Origin of the sequence: Faecalibacter macacae (assembly GCF_003687725.1) — a bacterium.
GTDB lineage: Bacteria > Bacteroidota > Bacteroidia > Flavobacteriales > Weeksellaceae > Empedobacter > Empedobacter macacae.
Map to the genome: position 1 here is coordinate 165,369 of NZ_RDOJ01000001.1, position 16,314 is coordinate 181,682.

Genomic DNA, 16,314 nt, shown 5'->3' on the forward strand with positions numbered 1-16,314 from the left:
AAATGAATATTCGTATATTTTTAATTACTGTTTTTATCCTTAATTTACTTCAGGGTATTTTTACACCAATAATAGATGATGAAGCTTATTATTGGCTTTGGAGTACAAAATTAGACTTCGGTTATTTTGACCATCCACCAATGATCGCGTTATGGATTTATTTATCAGATTTAATATTTGATGCTGAAATTGGTGCACGTTTCGTTACTATATTATTTAATACGATAACGGCATTTCTTTTTTGGAAGATTTTAGAACCAAAATCTAAAAAAGAGATTACCTTGTTTTCGATTACTTATTTCAGTTTGATATTTGTTCAAATTTTCTCTTTTATATCAACACCAGATGCGCCATTACTTTTTTTTACTGTAGCTTATTTGTATGTATTAAAAAATTATATCAAAAATCAATCAGTAGTATGGACAACATTTTTAGGTATTTGTTTTGCAGGATTAATGTACAGTAAGTATCATGGTATATTAGTTTTGCTTTTTACTTTAGTTCCGATATTGAATTTTGTAATAAAAAAGCCAACATTTTATGCAGCAGTTGTTTTGTCATTAATTCTATATTCTCCACATTTTTATTGGTTATATCAAAATAATTTCCCTCCAATTTCTTACCATTTTGTAGATCGTAGTGCAGAACAGGTTTTTAGTATAACTCAACCCCTTGTTTATATCTTAACTGCTATATTAGGAGCAGCTGGTTTATTGTTTTTTTATATTGGTAGCGCGTTGAGAAATGCAAATAAGTCTGATTTGTTCCAAAAATCTGTATTCTGGTTAGTTTTAGGTCCATTTTTATTCTTTTTAATATCTACAATAAAAGATACGACACAAGCGCAATGGTTATTGATTAGTTATATAGGAATTGGGATATTATTGTTTGGATACATCAGAAATCAAAAAAACACAAAATTGTTTGAGATTTTAGGTGGTGTAACAATTGGTTTGATGTTAGTAGGTCGAATTGTAATTACAATTCCACACGTGTCACCATTTTATGAAACAAAAACTTTTGGAGAACTTTCTGGAGAACTTTCACATACAGAAATTGTAGCATTCGAAAAATATCAAGAAGCTTCAATTTTTCAGTTTTATAATCAAGATAGACAAGGTGTAGTTTATCGTACATTAGGAAATAGAAATAGCCAGTTTTCTTTATGGGACACTGAGAGTTTATTGAATCAACCATTTACTTATATAACACCTTGGATGGAATCAGGATTAGCTTTTGAAGGATTAAAAAAGAAAGATTATTTTATTAATCCAATAGATAATTATACACCAATACATCATACTGAAGCAATATTTTTAGATATAGAAACTAATGAAGTTGAATTACATCGTAATACTCCGAAGTCATTTAAAATTCAATTAAATGATATTGATATTTCATTATTGAAAGAGAATAAAGTGAAATTAAGTTTATTTATTACTAAAGATCAACAGTATAATATTGTAGATGAAATTCATATTCCTATGGATAAAATGGTTAATCCTTATGAGATTAAAAATGGATTTAGGTTTGATTTTGATTACTCTACTAATTTAGAATTTGGGAATTATTCAGCTTACATTGGTTTATCTCCAAATGGATTGATAGCTAAATACCAATCTAAGCCATTAAAAATTATAGTTACTGAATAGTTTCATATATTTACAGCATCATGATTAAAGCAACAAATATTGTAAAAAAATACGGCGAACTTGAGGTGTTGAAAAATGTTTCATTAGAAATTGCTGAACGTGAAGTAGTATCCATAGTTGGTGCTTCTGGTGCAGGAAAAACAACATTGCTTCAAATTTTAGGGACTTTAGAGAAGAGTTCTGAACCGAATAAATATGATACCGAAATTTTAATAAATGGTCAAGATATAACAAAATTATCGGACAAAAATTTATCAAGATTTAGAAACGAAAATATTGGATTTATTTTTCAGTTTCATCAATTATTGCCTGAATTTACAGCGTTAGAAAATATTTGTATTCCTGCTTTTATACGTAAAACTAATAAAGCTGAAGCTGAAAAAAGAGCAAAAGAATTGATGGATTATTTAGGTGTGTCACATCGTATGAATCATAAACCAACTCAACTTTCTGGTGGAGAGCAACAACGTATTGCGGTAGCTAGAGCTTTAATAAATCAGCCAAAAGTTGTTTTTGCGGATGAACCTTCAGGTAATTTAGATTCTAAGAATGCGGAAGAACTTCATGATCTATTTTTTAACCTTAGAAAAGAGTTTGGTCAGACTTTTGTTATAGTAACTCATAATGAGGAATTAGCGTCTCTAACTGATCGTAAGTTAGTTATGCATGACGGGAAGTTTCAGGAAGAATTTTAATAGAATATGAATTTTAACGAACTAAAAGGTTTTTTAGACGAAAAAGTTAATCAATACAATACGTTAGATTTTATAGAAACTGATCCTGTTCAAATTCCGCATAGATATCAACAAAAAGAAGATATTGAAATTGCAGGTTTCTTAGCAGCAACTATTGCTTGGGGGAATCGAAAAATGATTATCAACAATGCAAACAAAATGATGAATATTATGGGGAATTCTCCATATGATTTTGTAATGAGTTTCACTGAAGATGATTTAAACAAAGCTGATGGATTTGTACATAGAACTTTTAATGCAGAAGATTTTAAGTATTTTATTCGCAGTTTAAAACACATTTACACTACCTATAATGGTTTAGAGAACGTTTTTTCAGAGAATCAAACTACAGATTCTATGCAGGAAGCCATTTCTAAATTTAAAACTGTTTTTTTTGAAGTTGATCCTTTGGATAGAGCAAAGAAACATATTTCTGATCCACTAAATAATTCTGCTGCAAAGCGTATTAATATGTGGTTACGTTGGATGGTTCGTAATGATGCTAATGGTGTTGATTTAGGAATTTGGAAATCGATTCCAACTTCTAAATTATCTTGTCCTTTGGATGTGCATTCAGGCAATGTCGCAAGGAAATTAGGAATTTTGACAAGGAAACAAAATGATGCGAAAGCATTAAAAGAATTAGATACAAAATTAAGAGAAATGGATTCAAATGATCCAGTAAAATATGATTTTGCCTTATTTGGTTTAGGGGTTTTTGAGGGGTTTTAGAATGGATTTGTAAGTGTTTAATAAAAAGAATTAGTCGGATATGTTTAAAGTACTGATTGGAGAAAAATTTAAAGATTTAGTTTTAGAAGAAGGGCTTAAGTTTACGTATGCAATATCTAATTATGGTAGATTAGTAAGGTATACTAATGTGATTGAAGATGGAGCAGAGTTAAAAGGGTCTTTAATTAATGGTTATAAAGTTTTTCGATATAAAATATCTGAGAAGGGTAAAGTAAAAAATTATTCGAAAATGTTTTCTCGTATGGTTGCAGAAAATTTTTTAGAGCAGCCAACAGAAGAACAGAAATATTTATTACATAAAGATTACACTAAGGATAACTGTCAAGCTAAAAATTTATTTTGGGCAACGACAGAAGAGTTTAGAACACATTTTATGGGAAGTCCGTTATATAAAGAAGGAGTTAAGAAATCGCAAGAGACTCGAAAAAAAATGGATGGAAATAAATTAACTACAACTCAAGTTATTCGAATTAAGAAAATGATTTCTGATCCTAATAGAAAAACAAGATTAAAATTGATAGCAAAGCAATTTGGAATTAGTGAAATGCAATTGTATCGAATTAAATCTGGTGAAAATTGGGGACATATTAAGATATAAAAAATAAGAAATATAAACGTCGATACTTAAAAGTGTTGATGTTTTTTTGTTGGTATAAATTGTTATTAATTATATTTTTACCAAAAGTAATTTTTATGAAAGAGTTAAACGGAATTCAATATATAGAAAGAAAACCAGTTGTAGAAACTGAAAATCCACAGTTATTTTTACTGATTCATGGTTATGGAAGTAACGAACAAGATTTGTTTAGTTTTACCCCTGATTTACCTGAAACAGCACATGTGGTTTCGGTTCGTGCTCGTTATGATATTCAGTTCGGAGGATTTGCTTGGTATGATATCAGTTTTGAGAATAACGAAAAATACATGGATATAGATCAAGCTATTGAATCAAGAGAATGTTTAGTTAGTTTTATTGATGCAATTGTAGCTCAAGAAAACTTAGATGCGAAAAATGTTTTTATTGCAGGTTTTAGCCAAGGTGCCATATTAAGTTATTCAATCGCGTTAAATTATCCAGAAAAGGTTAAAAATGTAATGATTTTAAGTGGATATCCAGAATATAAAATTATTGGAGACTTTGATCAATCAAAAGATTTTTCACACTTAAACTTTTTTGTATCTCATGGAACAGAAGATGTAATCTTGCCAATTGAAGCAGGTAGATTAGGAGAAGGTTTATTAAACCAATTAAATATTAAAAACGAATATCACGAATACAGAAGTGGTCACGGAATTGATCGTCAAAATTATTTTGATTTGATGGATTTTATTAAGAAAGCACTATAAAAAAGAGAAGCTAATTTTAGCTTCTCTTTTTTATTATAAATATTTTACTTCAATTGCATCTCCATGATATTCTTTTAAAGAAGCATCGTAGAATTCTATGTTTGTATAACGATAAAGAAGGTTTGTTAATTCTTTTTTCAAAATACCTTTCCCAAATCCATGAATTAAAATTAATCTGATTTGACTCTCTAACATAGCTCGCTCAATTTCGTTAAGAGCAACATCTAATTGTATTTGTAAAATTTCAGAAGTATTTAAGTCTTTCCAGTTATCAACAAGATTCTCGATGTGTAAATCTACTTCTCTTGTAACATAAGGATGGCGATGAGATTTCCTGAAAGTTTTAAACACAGTTTTGGTAACCTCCTTGATTTCGATATCCTTGTAATCATCATAATCTATGTCAATATCTTTAATTAAATCAGATTGATGATATTCATATTCAAAACCAAATTCATCATCAAAGTAAACAAAATCACCTTTTGTTTTTGTAATTACTCCTGAGATATTATCATCTAAAACTTTTACTTTTTGACCAATTTTGAACATGTTGTAAAATTAGTGAAAAATAAAGAGTACCTTATTAATAGTTTAAAGGATTTCAATAATTTATGATATTTATATAAATTAATATTATTTTTGATTTTTAAAACCTAAACTAACTAAATGAAATATTACTTAAAACTTATGCGTGTAAATCAATGGGTTAAAAACCTTTTTGTGTTTATACCATTATTCTTTTCTGGAAATTTTTTCAATATAGATTTAATGATTCAATCTTTCTTTGGATTTATTTTATTTTCTTTTGTAGCGAGTAGTATATATATTGTAAATGACTATGTAGATATTGAAAAGGATAAAAAACATCCTGAAAAGAAGAATCGTCCTTTAGCAGCTGGAACCGTTTCTAAAACGAATGCAATTTTTTTATTCATATTTTTAGTATTAGCGTCCTTAATAGGTAGTATAATTTTAGGGAATTACAAAGTAGGTGTAATATTATTAGCTTATTTTGTGTTAAATATAGCCTACTCATTTAAGTTAAAACAAATTGCAATATTAGATGTAATGATTATTGCGACAGGTTTTTTAATGAGAGTTTTTGTTGGAGGCTATATAGCAGGAATATTAATTTCAGATTGGACAATTCTATTAACATTCACTGCTGCGCTAATTTTAGCATTAGGTAAGCGAAGGGGCGAATTGATTAATTCTGAATTAACTGGGACAACAAGAAAATCTTTAGATGGTTATAACGAGCCATTCGTTAATGCTGCTTTAGTTATAGCGTGCACTGTAACAATTGTAAGTTATTTAATGTTTACATTGTCAGATGAGGTTCAGTCTAAATTTCATCACTACATAATCTATACATTTGTATTTGTGTTTGCTGGTATTCTTAGGTATTTGCAGCAAACATTTGTGTTTCAAAAAACCGAATCTCCAACAAAATTAATTTTTAAAGACGTTTTCCTACAGTTGCTAATTGTAGTTTGGGGAATCACTTTTTTCCTGTTAATTTATTTTAAATAATGAGAATAAATAAATCTAAAAACATAGCAAATTGGGGTTTATATCCTACGATAAAAACTACAGAATATGAACCACAATCTATTGAAGAATTTAAAGAAGTAATTGAGTCTACAAATAAAATTGTAGCTAGAGGAAATGGAAGATGTTATGGAGACGCTTCATTACAAAATGATGTGATTTCGACTCAGAAATGGAATAAATTTATTGAATTTGATAGAGAAATTGGTTTTATAGAAGTTGAATCCGGTGTATTATTATCTGATATTTTAGAAGTTTCAGTACCAGCTGGTTTTTTTATTTCAGTAACGCCAGGTACAAAGTTTATTACAGTTGGAGGAGCAATAGCTTCAGATGTTCATGGAAAAAATCACCATGTTCATGGCTGTTTTTCTGAACATTTAATTTACTTCGATTTGATGATAGAATCTGGAGAAATAGTAAGATGTTCAAGAAATGAAAATCAAGATTTATTCTGGGCTACTATTGGAGGAATGGGATTAACAGGAGTTATTCTTTCTGCTCGTTTTTTAATGACCAAAATAGAAACTGCTTATATAAAGAATGAAGCTATCCAAGCAAATAACTTAGATGAAATTTTTAAATTATTTGAAGAATCAGAATCTTGGACTTATACAGTTGCTTGGTTGGATTGCTTACAAAAAGGAGAAGCTTTAGGGAAATCAATAATGTTACGTGGAGAACATGCAACATTAGCTGAAGTATCTGATAAAATAAGGGAAAAGCCATTAGAAATAAAGAAAAAACCTAAATTAAATATTCCATTTTTCTTTCCAGATTTCGCTTTGAATCCCTGGTCAATTAAGATTTTTAATTGGTTATATTTTAATAAACAGATAAAGAAACACGTTAAGAATTTTGTGGATTATGATCAGTTCTTTTATCCTTTAGATATGGTTCATAATTGGAACCGAATTTATGGAAAAAACGGATTTATTCAATATCAATTCGTAATTCCGAAAGAAAACGGTTTAGAAGGTATGCGTGAAATTTTAAAAGCAATAGCAGAAAGTGGAAATGGCTCTTTCTTAGTTGTTCTAAAATTATTTGGAGAAGGAAATCCAAAAGCTTACAACTCATTCCCTCAACCTGGTTATACCTTAGCTTTAGATTTTAAAGTGAATAAGAATCTTAAAAAGTTAATACAACAATTAGATGAAATTGTAGAAAGGAACGGTGGTAGAATTTACCGAACTAAAGACGCGATGTCTAATCCAATTTTAACAGATTATTTAAAAAATGTTGATTCAGATAAATTTGAATCTTTACAAAACGAACGCATAAATCGATTTAAAAAACAATGATTGTATTAGGTAGTAATTCTGATATCTCTTTAGCTTTTATAGAAAAAGTATTAAAAGAAGGACAACGTTTTCCTAAAGTGTATTTGTTTACTTCAAACGTTGATAAAACGTTGAAATTAGCAAATCATATTGAAGCGAAATTTGATCAAAAATGTGAAATTATTGAATTTGATTTGACGAAAAAGAATAATTATCAAATGATAGAGCATATTGATTCTGATTTGGTATTCTGTGCATCTGGATTTTTAGGTAAAAATACTGAAGAAGGATTATTTGATATTGAAAATACAATGAAAATTGTAGAAATCAATTATTCTAAATTAATCTTTTTGATCAATTTCTTTGCGAAGAAAATGGAAGCGAAGGGAAAAGGAACTATCATCGCTTTAAGTTCTGTTGCTGGAGAGAGAGGTCGTCAATCAAATTTCATTTACGGGTCGGCGAAAGCAGGTTTTACAACTTATTTGTCAGGACTTAGAAATTATTTGTACCATAAAAATGTTCATGTCATGACGGTAATTCCAGGTTTTATGGATACACAAATGACCGCTGAAATAGAAACTCCAAAACCATTAACTGCTCAACCAGCACAAGCTGCAGACATCATTTACAAAGCATACAAAAAGAAAAGAAATGTGGTTTATGTAACCTTTGTTTGGTGGGGAATTATGATGATTATAAGAAATATACCTGAGTTTATTTTCAAAAAACTTAAAATGTAATGAATCGTAATTTATATCTTTTTGATTTTGATGGAACTTTAACAAACAAAGATTCACTTTTTGATTTTTTAAAGTTTAGTTTTCCTTTAGAGTACAAGAAAAATTTCATTTTATTTATTCCACTTTTTATCATCTCAAAATTGAAAATAATAGATCCAGGAAATGTAAAAGAAAAGTTTATTAGTAGTTTTTTAAAGGGGAAATCTTATGTTGAGATAAATCAATTGGCTCAGAATTATTTTACTGAAAATTATCCGTCTTTGATACATATAGAAGCTGATAAGTATATTAAATCTGTAAGTAATTACAACGATAAATTTATCGTTTCTGCATCGTTAGATATTTGGTTGAAGCCATTCGCGGATTATTACGGAATGGGATTAATTAGTACTAAGGCTGAATTTGACGATCAAGGTTTTTTTACAGGTAAATTTGCTTCTGTAAATTGCAATAATCAGGAGAAAAAAAATAGAATCGAAAAAGAAATTGATTTAACATTATACGATGAGGTTATTGCATTTGGTGATACTTCTGGAGATAAGGCGATGTTTGAAATTGCTACTAAAAGTTTTTTCAAACATTTTAATTGATATATTTGTAATACTAAACTTAAACTATGGAAAATTACATTGATAAGAAGAAAATATTTTTTGCTTCTATCATAATAATTGCGCTAAAGTCTATTTTCTTTTTTACAAAACATATTCAAGAAGATGCTTTAATATCTTGGCGAGTTGCCCGTAACATTATTGAATATGGAGTCTATGGGTATAATGGTGTTGAGAAAATTTCGGCTTCAACCACACATTTATATGTATTTGTAGGCGTAATATTTCAGACTATTTTTGGAGAGGGTAACTTCATTTATCCTTTATTAATTTTCAATACAATTTTACTAACAATAGGAATTTATTGGTTAGGTAAGTTATTGCTTAATTCAACTACAAGAATTATTTTATTTATTTTCTTTGTTAGTTTTTTACCGCCTGCAATAAAAATGTCAATTTTAGGAATGGAATTCGGGATGTTATTCTTTTTCTACATAGCTTTAATGAAATTTGGTTTTGTTGAAAGAAAAAAATGGGCATTTGTATTATTACCTATATTAATTCTTTGGACAAGAATAGATACTTGTATATTTCTAGGTTTGTTATTTATTTATGATGTTATTCAGCAGCGTAAATGGAATACAGCTTTAATGATTGGTGGTATTTTAGCTGTTCTTTCAGTAGTATCATTTAATTGGTTTTATTTTGGAGAGATCGTTAATAATACGATTACATCTAAAAGAGATAATTACCCAAGTTTAGAATTTCAAGATAGATTAGAAGCAATTAAATTTTTTACACCAAATTACTTCGGTATAATAAAATTTCCAACTTCAATTTTTAACTTTTCTACTCCGTTATTTTTTATAGTTTCAGCAATTTCAATGTTGTTTTTATTTAAAAAATGGGGAGAAAATAAAAAAAAGGTTTTAGCTTTCTTATTCATTTTTGGATTTATTAAGTCGTTAATTTTTGGATATGCTAATGCTTGGTTTGATTGGTATTTTTGGATTCCTCAATTAGTATTATTTATACCTATAATTTTAATTGTTTTAGATTCAAATAAATTTAAAACATATTCTCTCGTTTACTTTATTTTAATATTTATTCCATTTACAGCATATCAAGCTGTACATTCAATTGCTACTGGTCACGGTGAATGGAATCATGCACGTAAAATAGGTTTATATTTAGATTCTATCGAAAAAGATAAAGACAAATATATATTCTTAGAACCTGCAGGTTATATTCCGTATTTTTCAAAATTAAAAGTGATTGATTACGTAGGTTTAGTAGATAAAAGATTAACAGAAGAAAAAATTGTTGAGAATGGTATAGGAATAGGATTCTCTAATTTAATAAATAAGGCTAAACCAGAATATATTTTAGAAGATTTTAAACCGATGTTTAAAGGAGAATTAGTTGATAAATCAATTTATGAAGATTATGAATTAATTAAAGAATTTAAAATAGCAGATGTAGCTAAATCGGATAATCCTATTTTGGATAAAATATATAAATTTAAGCCATCAGGACGAGATTTTTATTTATATAAACGTAAATCTGTTACTGAATAATGGCTGATAAAAAGAAAATACTTATTAGAATAGGTTCACTTCGTCATGGAGGTGCTGAAAAAACTTTAGTGACATTTTTAAAGAATATTTCCTCAGATAAATATGAAATCGATTTATTATTGAATTTATATTCAGGAAAATATTTAAATGATGTACCAAAATGGATAAATATTTATTATCTAAATAAAGGGGAAATGATTACTACAAATAGAATTCAGGATATTCCTCAAAAAGCATTTAGAGTTATTTATCAAGAGGTTTTAAAAAAGTATCCTAAACTTCTATATAAGTATATTTTATATAATAAAGAATATGATATAGAGTTCGCAGCAATTCAAGGGATTGGAGAAGATGTATTGAATTCGCCAATAAAAAATTCAAAGAAAATTTTATGGGTTCATAGTGATTTATCTAACGTGCCTGAGTTTACAAATAGTAAAATAAAATCATTTTTCAAATTTGACCACATCTTGGTTATTTCAGATAAAATAAATCAGTTTTTTCTTGATTTAGCAAGTTCTGATGATGAAAAAAATAAAATAGTAAGGATTATAAATCCTATTGATACTACTGAGATCTTAGAACTTTCTAAAGAAAAGATAGATATGGTGAAAGATAACAGTATTAAAACATTTATATCTGTAGGAACTAATTTAGAGCATAAAGGATATGATAGACTTGTTAAGATTCACAAAAACTTATTGAATAAAGGTTTAATTCATAAAATATTAATAGTAGGAGAGTGTTCTGATAAAATGAAACAATTAATTAATCAATATAAAGTTGAAAAGAGTTTTATTTTATTAGGATATCAAAAGAATCCATATCCTTTTTTTGAGCTAGCTGATTATTATGTGTTGTCTTCTAGAATAGAGGGGTACCCTACAGTTGTCTTTGAAGCACTTTTATTAAATAAATTTGTTTTAGCTACTGATGTTTCAGGTGTTCGTGATATGATAGTTAATGGAGATAATGGTATTGTTGTAAATAATACTGATGTTGATTTAGAGAATGCTATGGAATATTTGATCAAATCAGATATAAAAAAGGCCGATAATTCTTCTAAAAATTTATATAGTTTAAAAGACTCGGTTACTACTATTGAAAACTTATTAAACTGACCAATTTGAAAACAATATTATTTATTTTACCTGATTTGAATCAAGGAGGTGCAGAGCGAGTAATAACTACACTTTGTAATGAATTAGATAGAAAAAAGTTTTGTCCAAAATTAGTATTGTTCAAAAAAGAAGGTTATTATTTGAATCATTTAAAAAATGATGTTGAAGTTATTGAATTAAATGTTTCAAGAATAAGATATTCTATTTTTAAAATAGTCCCTTTAATTCGAAAACTAAAGCCAGAAATAGTTTTTACCGGTTGGGGAGAAATTTCAGCTTTTTTAGCTCCGATAATTTCATTATTTCCAAAAACTAAATTTATAACAAGAGAAACTAATGTTGTTTCTGAACACGTAAAGAGAAAAGAAATATTATTTTTTTACCGTTTTTACAACAATTTTAATCAGATTATTGCGCAAAGCGATGATATGAAAAATGATTTAGTAAAAAACTTTCAAATTTCGGAAAATAATATCGTAAAGATCAATAACCCAGTAGATTTTGATTTGATTAATGGTTTAAAAGATCAAGTTATAGATTTAGGTTTTAAATCGAGCTATAAAAATATAGTTGCTATAGGTAATTTATCCCCACGAAAAGGATTTGATCTATTGTTAAATGTAATGAATGAATTGAAAGATGAAAATATTCATTTGACAATTTTAGGTGATGGAGCTTTCAAAGAAGAATTATTTCATCAAAAAGAACATTTAGAATTAGAAAATGTAACTTTTAAGGGTAATGTACCTAATCCATTCATTTATTTAAAACAAGCAGATTTATTCATTCTCTCTTCTAGATATGAAGGGTTTCCTAATGTATTATTAGAAGCAGGTGCATGTGGTACTTTTAGTTTAGCTAATAACGCTCCAGGTGGTATCAATGAAATTATTGAAGATGGAATTAATGGAAGAATATTTTCTATTGAGGATACTACAGGGTTTGCTTCTGAAATTAAAAATATTTTAGATAAAAATTATAATAAAGATCTAATAGTGAATAGTATTTATTCTCGTTTTAGTAAAGAAATAATTATTAAAAAATACGAATCGATTTTCGAAAATATATAATGATTAATCAGCCCAAAATTTCAATTATTGTTCCTGTTTATAACACAGAGAAATATCTTGCTAAATGTTTAGATTCTATATTAAATCAAACATTACAAGATATTGAAATTATTGTTGTTAATGATGGTTCAAAAGATCAATCACAAAGTGTTATAGATAGATATGCTATTAAAGATCATAGAATATTTTCAATTTATAAAGAAAATGGAGGGTTGAGTGATGCTCGCAATGTTGGACTTGATAACTCAACAGGAGAGTTTATAGCTTTTATCGATTCTGATGATTATATTGAATCGGAAATGCTTGAAAAAATGTATGAATTAACAAAACGACATAATTCAGAAATTGTTTTGTGTGATTTAGTAAAAGTTGATGAAAATGGTAAAGAATTTAGAGATTTACCACAGTCACCACAATTACCCGAAAAAATTGTTTTAAAAAACGATTTAACAATTTTTGGTGAAATGAGTTGTTTTGCGTGTAATAAGATATTTAAGAAATCATTATTTAATAATCATAGATTTAAAAAAGGAATTCATTTTGAAGATATTGAATTGATTCCTAAATTGATCTTAGATTCTAAAATAATATCAAAAATTAACGAACCTTTTTATAAATATTTTGAAAGGCAAGATTCTATAACAAAAACACATACTAATAAAGGTTTAGATATGTTTGTAGCTGTTGAAGCGGTGTCAAATTATTTTAAAAAATCGGAATATTCTAATCAACTAAACGAATTGAAAAGATTTCAGATTATTCAGGGATATTATTCATTTTTAGCTTATGTCGCTTATGTAAAAGATAAGAAACTAAAATCTGAAATGATTAATAAATTAAATGAGTTTACAATTTTAAATTCAATTAAAAAGTCAGACATTATTAATTATAGAAGATTTAATGTAAATTACTTAGTTTCTTTACCATTAAGAAAAAAGATATATTATTTTATATCTATTTTAGATCTTAACTTACTGAAAAGATTGTAATTAATTATGAGTTTTATTTACTACTTTATATTCTCTTTATTAGTTATTACCTCTCTAATAGAATTTAATAAAAATGAAAGAGGAAACAAGTACTGGTATTCAATTATTGTTATAATAATGATTTTGACTGCTGGTTTAGGTTATGATTTAAGTCCAGATTGGGTAGCTTATCATGAAACATTTAAGTTATTACAAAAAACAGATTGGTCTCAATTGACTAGATTCTCTGATATGGCTTCCATGGAAGTTGGTTATCTAAGTCTTAATAAAATATTAGGGTCTTTTAAATTTGATTTTGGAGCTGTTACTTTATTGATGGCAACACTATCTTTAATTTTAAAATCGACAACTTTTTACAAGTATGGAGGAATACCATTTTTTGTTTTATTTATGTATGCTATGCCTAATTATATGTTTGAGGATCATATACATATTAGACAAGGTTTGGCTACAGCTATTGCCGTATATTCAGTTAAATATATCATAGATAGAAAATTATTGAAATTTTTAGTCTGTATTGTAATTGGTTATCAGTTTCATGAATCTATAATAGTTTTTATTCTTGCATATTGGGTAGTAAAGGTTAAGTTTAATGAAATTGTTATTGGTTGGTTAGTTACTTTAACTATTATAGCAAATTATGTAGGAGCTTTATCAGTAATTGAAATTGTTATGCAATATATGCCTATAGCTCAAGAGAAATTTGAAGATTATCAATATCAACTTGTAGGAAACGAAACTGGTGTTGCTTTAGGGGATATTGTTAAAATATTAACTGTAATAGCTATATTAGTTTACAATAAATATGCAGATCATGATAAACTATATTGTATATTTAGAAATATATTTATAGTTGGAGTATTGATGTATTTTTTCTTTGGTAAAGGAATTTTTGGTATTCGACTACCTGGGTATTTTTTAATTTTCTTAGGATTAACTTTAGGTAGAATGCTTTATGTTTTTACAGGAGATAAATTATTTAGAGCATTTGTTTATTTTAGTTTCTTAATTTATACAATAGCATTAATATTTTGGTTTCAAGTACAACAGGGTAGTGTTACAAACTTTGATAAATATAGAACATTTTTTAGCTCAGGATCAGTGTACGGATTATGGAAAGATTAATATCAATAATAACACCTTGCTATAATTCTGAAAAATTTATACAAGAAACTTACTACTCGATTTATCATCAATCTTATACAAATTGGGAATGGATTATTGTTGATGATAATTCTACAGATGATTCTGTGAAAATTATTAAAGAATTTAATGATAAAAGGATCATTTTAATAAGAAATAAAAGTAATAAAGGAGCTGCTTTTTCAAGGAATGTTGCATTACGTCAAGCCAAGGGTAGATTTATCACATTTATTGATAGTGACGATTTGTGGGAAAAAGAATTTTTAGAGAAGTCTTTAAATTTTTTAAATGATAATAATGAAGAATTAGTCTATTCATCTTATAAAAGGGTTGATGAAAGCTTGAATCCTATATTGGATGATTTTATAGCGGAAGATTATATCAATTCAAAAAGAATATTATTTAATTGTCCAATACCAATGTTAACTTCAATGTACGATTCGAAAAGAATTGGAAAAGTTTATTTTCCAGAAGTAGAGTTAAGAGAAGATCATGCAATGTGGATTGAATTATTAAAGAAGATTAAATTTGCTAGAGCAAATAAGGAATCTTTGGGTATATATAGGATGCGAGCAAATTCAGTATCTAGGAATAAGTTAGATATAGCTCATAAACAATTTAATTTATACTACAATCACTTAAATATGAATCTAATAAAATCTCTGTATTATACTTTTAATTGGGGGATAAATGGTTTGAAAAAATATGGAAAACTTTAAATTACTAGAATATTTATATCATTTAAATATATCACCTATTTATATTAATATTTTTGGAGCATTTTTCTTTGCTTTTGTAATAGTACAGGTAGCAATACCCAAAATTATTCAGATATCTCATAAAAAAGGATTGATGGATGATCCAAATGAAAGAAGCTCTCATTCTCATAAAGTACCAACTTTAGGTGGTGTTGCTTTATTCTTTGGTTTAGTTGTTTCAACTTCTATTTTTGCTACAGAATTAGGAGTAAATTATGCGTTCTTTTTATCAGCTATTACAATATTATTTTTTGTAGGTCTAATGGATGATTTATTAGTTGTAGCTCCCGATAAAAAATTATATGCACAAATTATAAGTACGACGTTTATTATTTTTGGATCAGGTATAATGATAAATTCATTATACGGTTTATTTGGAATATATGGAATTCCATATTGGTTGGGTGTTTTGTTAACACTTATTGTGTTCATTGTTTTAATAAATGCGTATAATTTAATTGATGGGGTAGATGGATTAGCATCAGGTATAGGTATTGTTATTTCCTTAGCATTTATATTTATATTTTATAGAATATATGACTATAGTATAGGAATATTGGCAGTATCGGTTGTTGCAGTTTTACTTAGTTTCTTGAAATTTAATTTGTCAAAAAATAAACGAATATTCATGGGAGATACTGGATCAATGGTTATTGGTTTTATATTAACTTTTATGGCTATTAGATTCCTCTACGTATCTGGATTGCCAAGTTATAGTATTCAAGCAGCACCGGTAATATTACTTTTTATATTTTGTATTCCAGTTATTGATACATTAAATGTGTTTGTTATTAGAATATTAAATAAAACAAATCCATTACATCCAGATAAAAATCATTTACATCACCAATTTTTAGAATTAGGATTTAATCATTTTCAAACGTCTATTTGTTTGGTTATAATAAATGTAATATTTGTAATTATTGGTTATACATTACGCTATATAGAAATTAATAAACTTTTTTTGATATTTTTATTACTTTCAGTTAGCTTTGTTGTCATAGTAAAGTATTTTACTATTAAAAAAAAGAAACTTACTAAATAA

General features: G+C 27.2%; 17 protein-coding genes. 16 read left to right on the forward strand and 1 reads right to left on the reverse strand.

From position 1 onward, the window contains the following. Positions 1-2 precede the first annotated feature (2 nt). The 5 genes from EAH69_RS00775 (at position 3) to EAH69_RS00795 (ending at position 4,486) form a co-directional block, all read left to right on the forward strand. Complete coding sequence (locus EAH69_RS00775) at positions 3-1,652, forward strand: ArnT family glycosyltransferase (RefSeq protein ID WP_121933298.1); 1,650 nt, start codon at positions 3-5, stop codon at positions 1,650-1,652. A gap of 20 nt (positions 1,653-1,672) precedes the next feature. After that, positions 1,673-2,347, forward strand: a complete 675-nt coding sequence (locus EAH69_RS00780) for an ABC transporter ATP-binding protein (protein WP_121933299.1) — start codon at positions 1,673-1,675, stop codon at positions 2,345-2,347. Positions 2,348-2,353: 6 nt separating this feature from the next. After that, the gene (locus tag EAH69_RS00785) at positions 2,354-3,118 is read left to right on the forward strand and encodes a TIGR02757 family protein (protein WP_121933300.1); all 765 of its coding nucleotides are present in this window, start codon (positions 2,354-2,356) and stop codon (positions 3,116-3,118) included. A 40-nt stretch (positions 3,119-3,158) separates the two neighbouring features. Next, on the forward strand, positions 3,159-3,737 hold the full coding sequence (locus EAH69_RS00790) for a helix-turn-helix domain-containing protein (protein WP_121933301.1): 579 nt from the start codon (positions 3,159-3,161) through the stop codon (positions 3,735-3,737). A 95-nt stretch (positions 3,738-3,832) separates the two neighbouring features. Then, entirely contained in the window at positions 3,833-4,486 is a 654-nt protein-coding gene (locus tag EAH69_RS00795) for an alpha/beta hydrolase (protein WP_121933302.1), read from the forward strand. Between the two features lie 33 nt (positions 4,487-4,519). Here the strand turns inward: EAH69_RS00795 and EAH69_RS00800 are convergent, their stop codons facing one another. Then, on the reverse strand, positions 4,520-5,035 hold the full coding sequence (locus EAH69_RS00800) for a hypothetical protein (RefSeq protein ID WP_121933303.1): 516 nt from the start codon (positions 5,033-5,035) through the stop codon (positions 4,520-4,522). Positions 5,036-5,152: 117 nt separating this feature from the next. Here EAH69_RS00800 and EAH69_RS00805 point away from each other — a divergent pair, with 117 nt between their 5' ends. Genes EAH69_RS00805 through EAH69_RS00855 form a run of 11 tightly spaced genes read left to right on the forward strand, consistent with a single transcriptional unit; the run spans position 5,153 to position 16,314 of the window. After that, entirely contained in the window at positions 5,153-6,019 is an 867-nt protein-coding gene (locus EAH69_RS00805; RefSeq protein ID WP_121933304.1) for a UbiA prenyltransferase family protein, read from the forward strand. Next, positions 6,019-7,341: an FAD-binding oxidoreductase gene (locus EAH69_RS00810; protein ID WP_121933305.1), complete on the forward strand. Its 1,323-nt coding sequence runs from the start codon at positions 6,019-6,021 to the stop codon at positions 7,339-7,341. The genes EAH69_RS00805 and EAH69_RS00810 overlap by 1 nt, the downstream gene beginning before the upstream one ends. Next, positions 7,338-8,063 carry an SDR family NAD(P)-dependent oxidoreductase gene (locus EAH69_RS00815; RefSeq protein WP_121933306.1) on the forward strand — a complete coding sequence of 242 codons (726 nt, stop codon included), beginning with the start codon at positions 7,338-7,340 and terminating at the stop codon, positions 8,061-8,063. The genes EAH69_RS00810 and EAH69_RS00815 overlap by 4 nt, the downstream gene beginning before the upstream one ends. Then, the gene (locus EAH69_RS00820; protein ID WP_121933307.1) at positions 8,063-8,653 is read left to right on the forward strand and encodes an HAD-IB family phosphatase; all 591 of its coding nucleotides are present in this window, start codon (positions 8,063-8,065) and stop codon (positions 8,651-8,653) included. The genes EAH69_RS00815 and EAH69_RS00820 overlap by 1 nt, the downstream gene beginning before the upstream one ends. A gap of 26 nt (positions 8,654-8,679) precedes the next feature. After that, entirely contained in the window at positions 8,680-10,188 is a 1,509-nt protein-coding gene (locus EAH69_RS00825; protein WP_121933308.1) for a hypothetical protein, read from the forward strand. Then, positions 10,188-11,309, forward strand: a complete 1,122-nt coding sequence (locus EAH69_RS00830) for a glycosyltransferase (protein ID WP_121933309.1) — start codon at positions 10,188-10,190, stop codon at positions 11,307-11,309. The genes EAH69_RS00825 and EAH69_RS00830 overlap by 1 nt, the downstream gene beginning before the upstream one ends. Positions 11,310-11,314: 5 nt before the next feature. Then, positions 11,315-12,379 (forward strand): glycosyltransferase, encoded by a 1,065-nt coding sequence (locus EAH69_RS00835; RefSeq protein WP_121933310.1) that lies wholly within the window; start codon positions 11,315-11,317, stop codon positions 12,377-12,379. Beyond that, the gene (locus EAH69_RS00840) at positions 12,379-13,368 is read left to right on the forward strand and encodes a glycosyltransferase family 2 protein (protein WP_121933311.1); all 990 of its coding nucleotides are present in this window, start codon (positions 12,379-12,381) and stop codon (positions 13,366-13,368) included. Before EAH69_RS00835 ends, EAH69_RS00840 begins: the two co-directional genes overlap by 1 nt. A gap of 6 nt (positions 13,369-13,374) precedes the next feature. Then, entirely contained in the window at positions 13,375-14,493 is a 1,119-nt protein-coding gene (locus EAH69_RS00845; protein WP_121933312.1) for an EpsG family protein, read from the forward strand. Next, on the forward strand, positions 14,481-15,230 hold the full coding sequence (locus tag EAH69_RS00850; protein ID WP_121933313.1) for a glycosyltransferase family 2 protein: 750 nt from the start codon (positions 14,481-14,483) through the stop codon (positions 15,228-15,230). The genes EAH69_RS00845 and EAH69_RS00850 overlap by 13 nt, the downstream gene beginning before the upstream one ends. Beyond that, on the forward strand, positions 15,217-16,314 hold the full coding sequence (locus EAH69_RS00855) for a glycosyltransferase family 4 protein (RefSeq protein ID WP_121933314.1): 1,098 nt from the start codon (positions 15,217-15,219) through the stop codon (positions 16,312-16,314). Before EAH69_RS00850 ends, EAH69_RS00855 begins: the two co-directional genes overlap by 14 nt.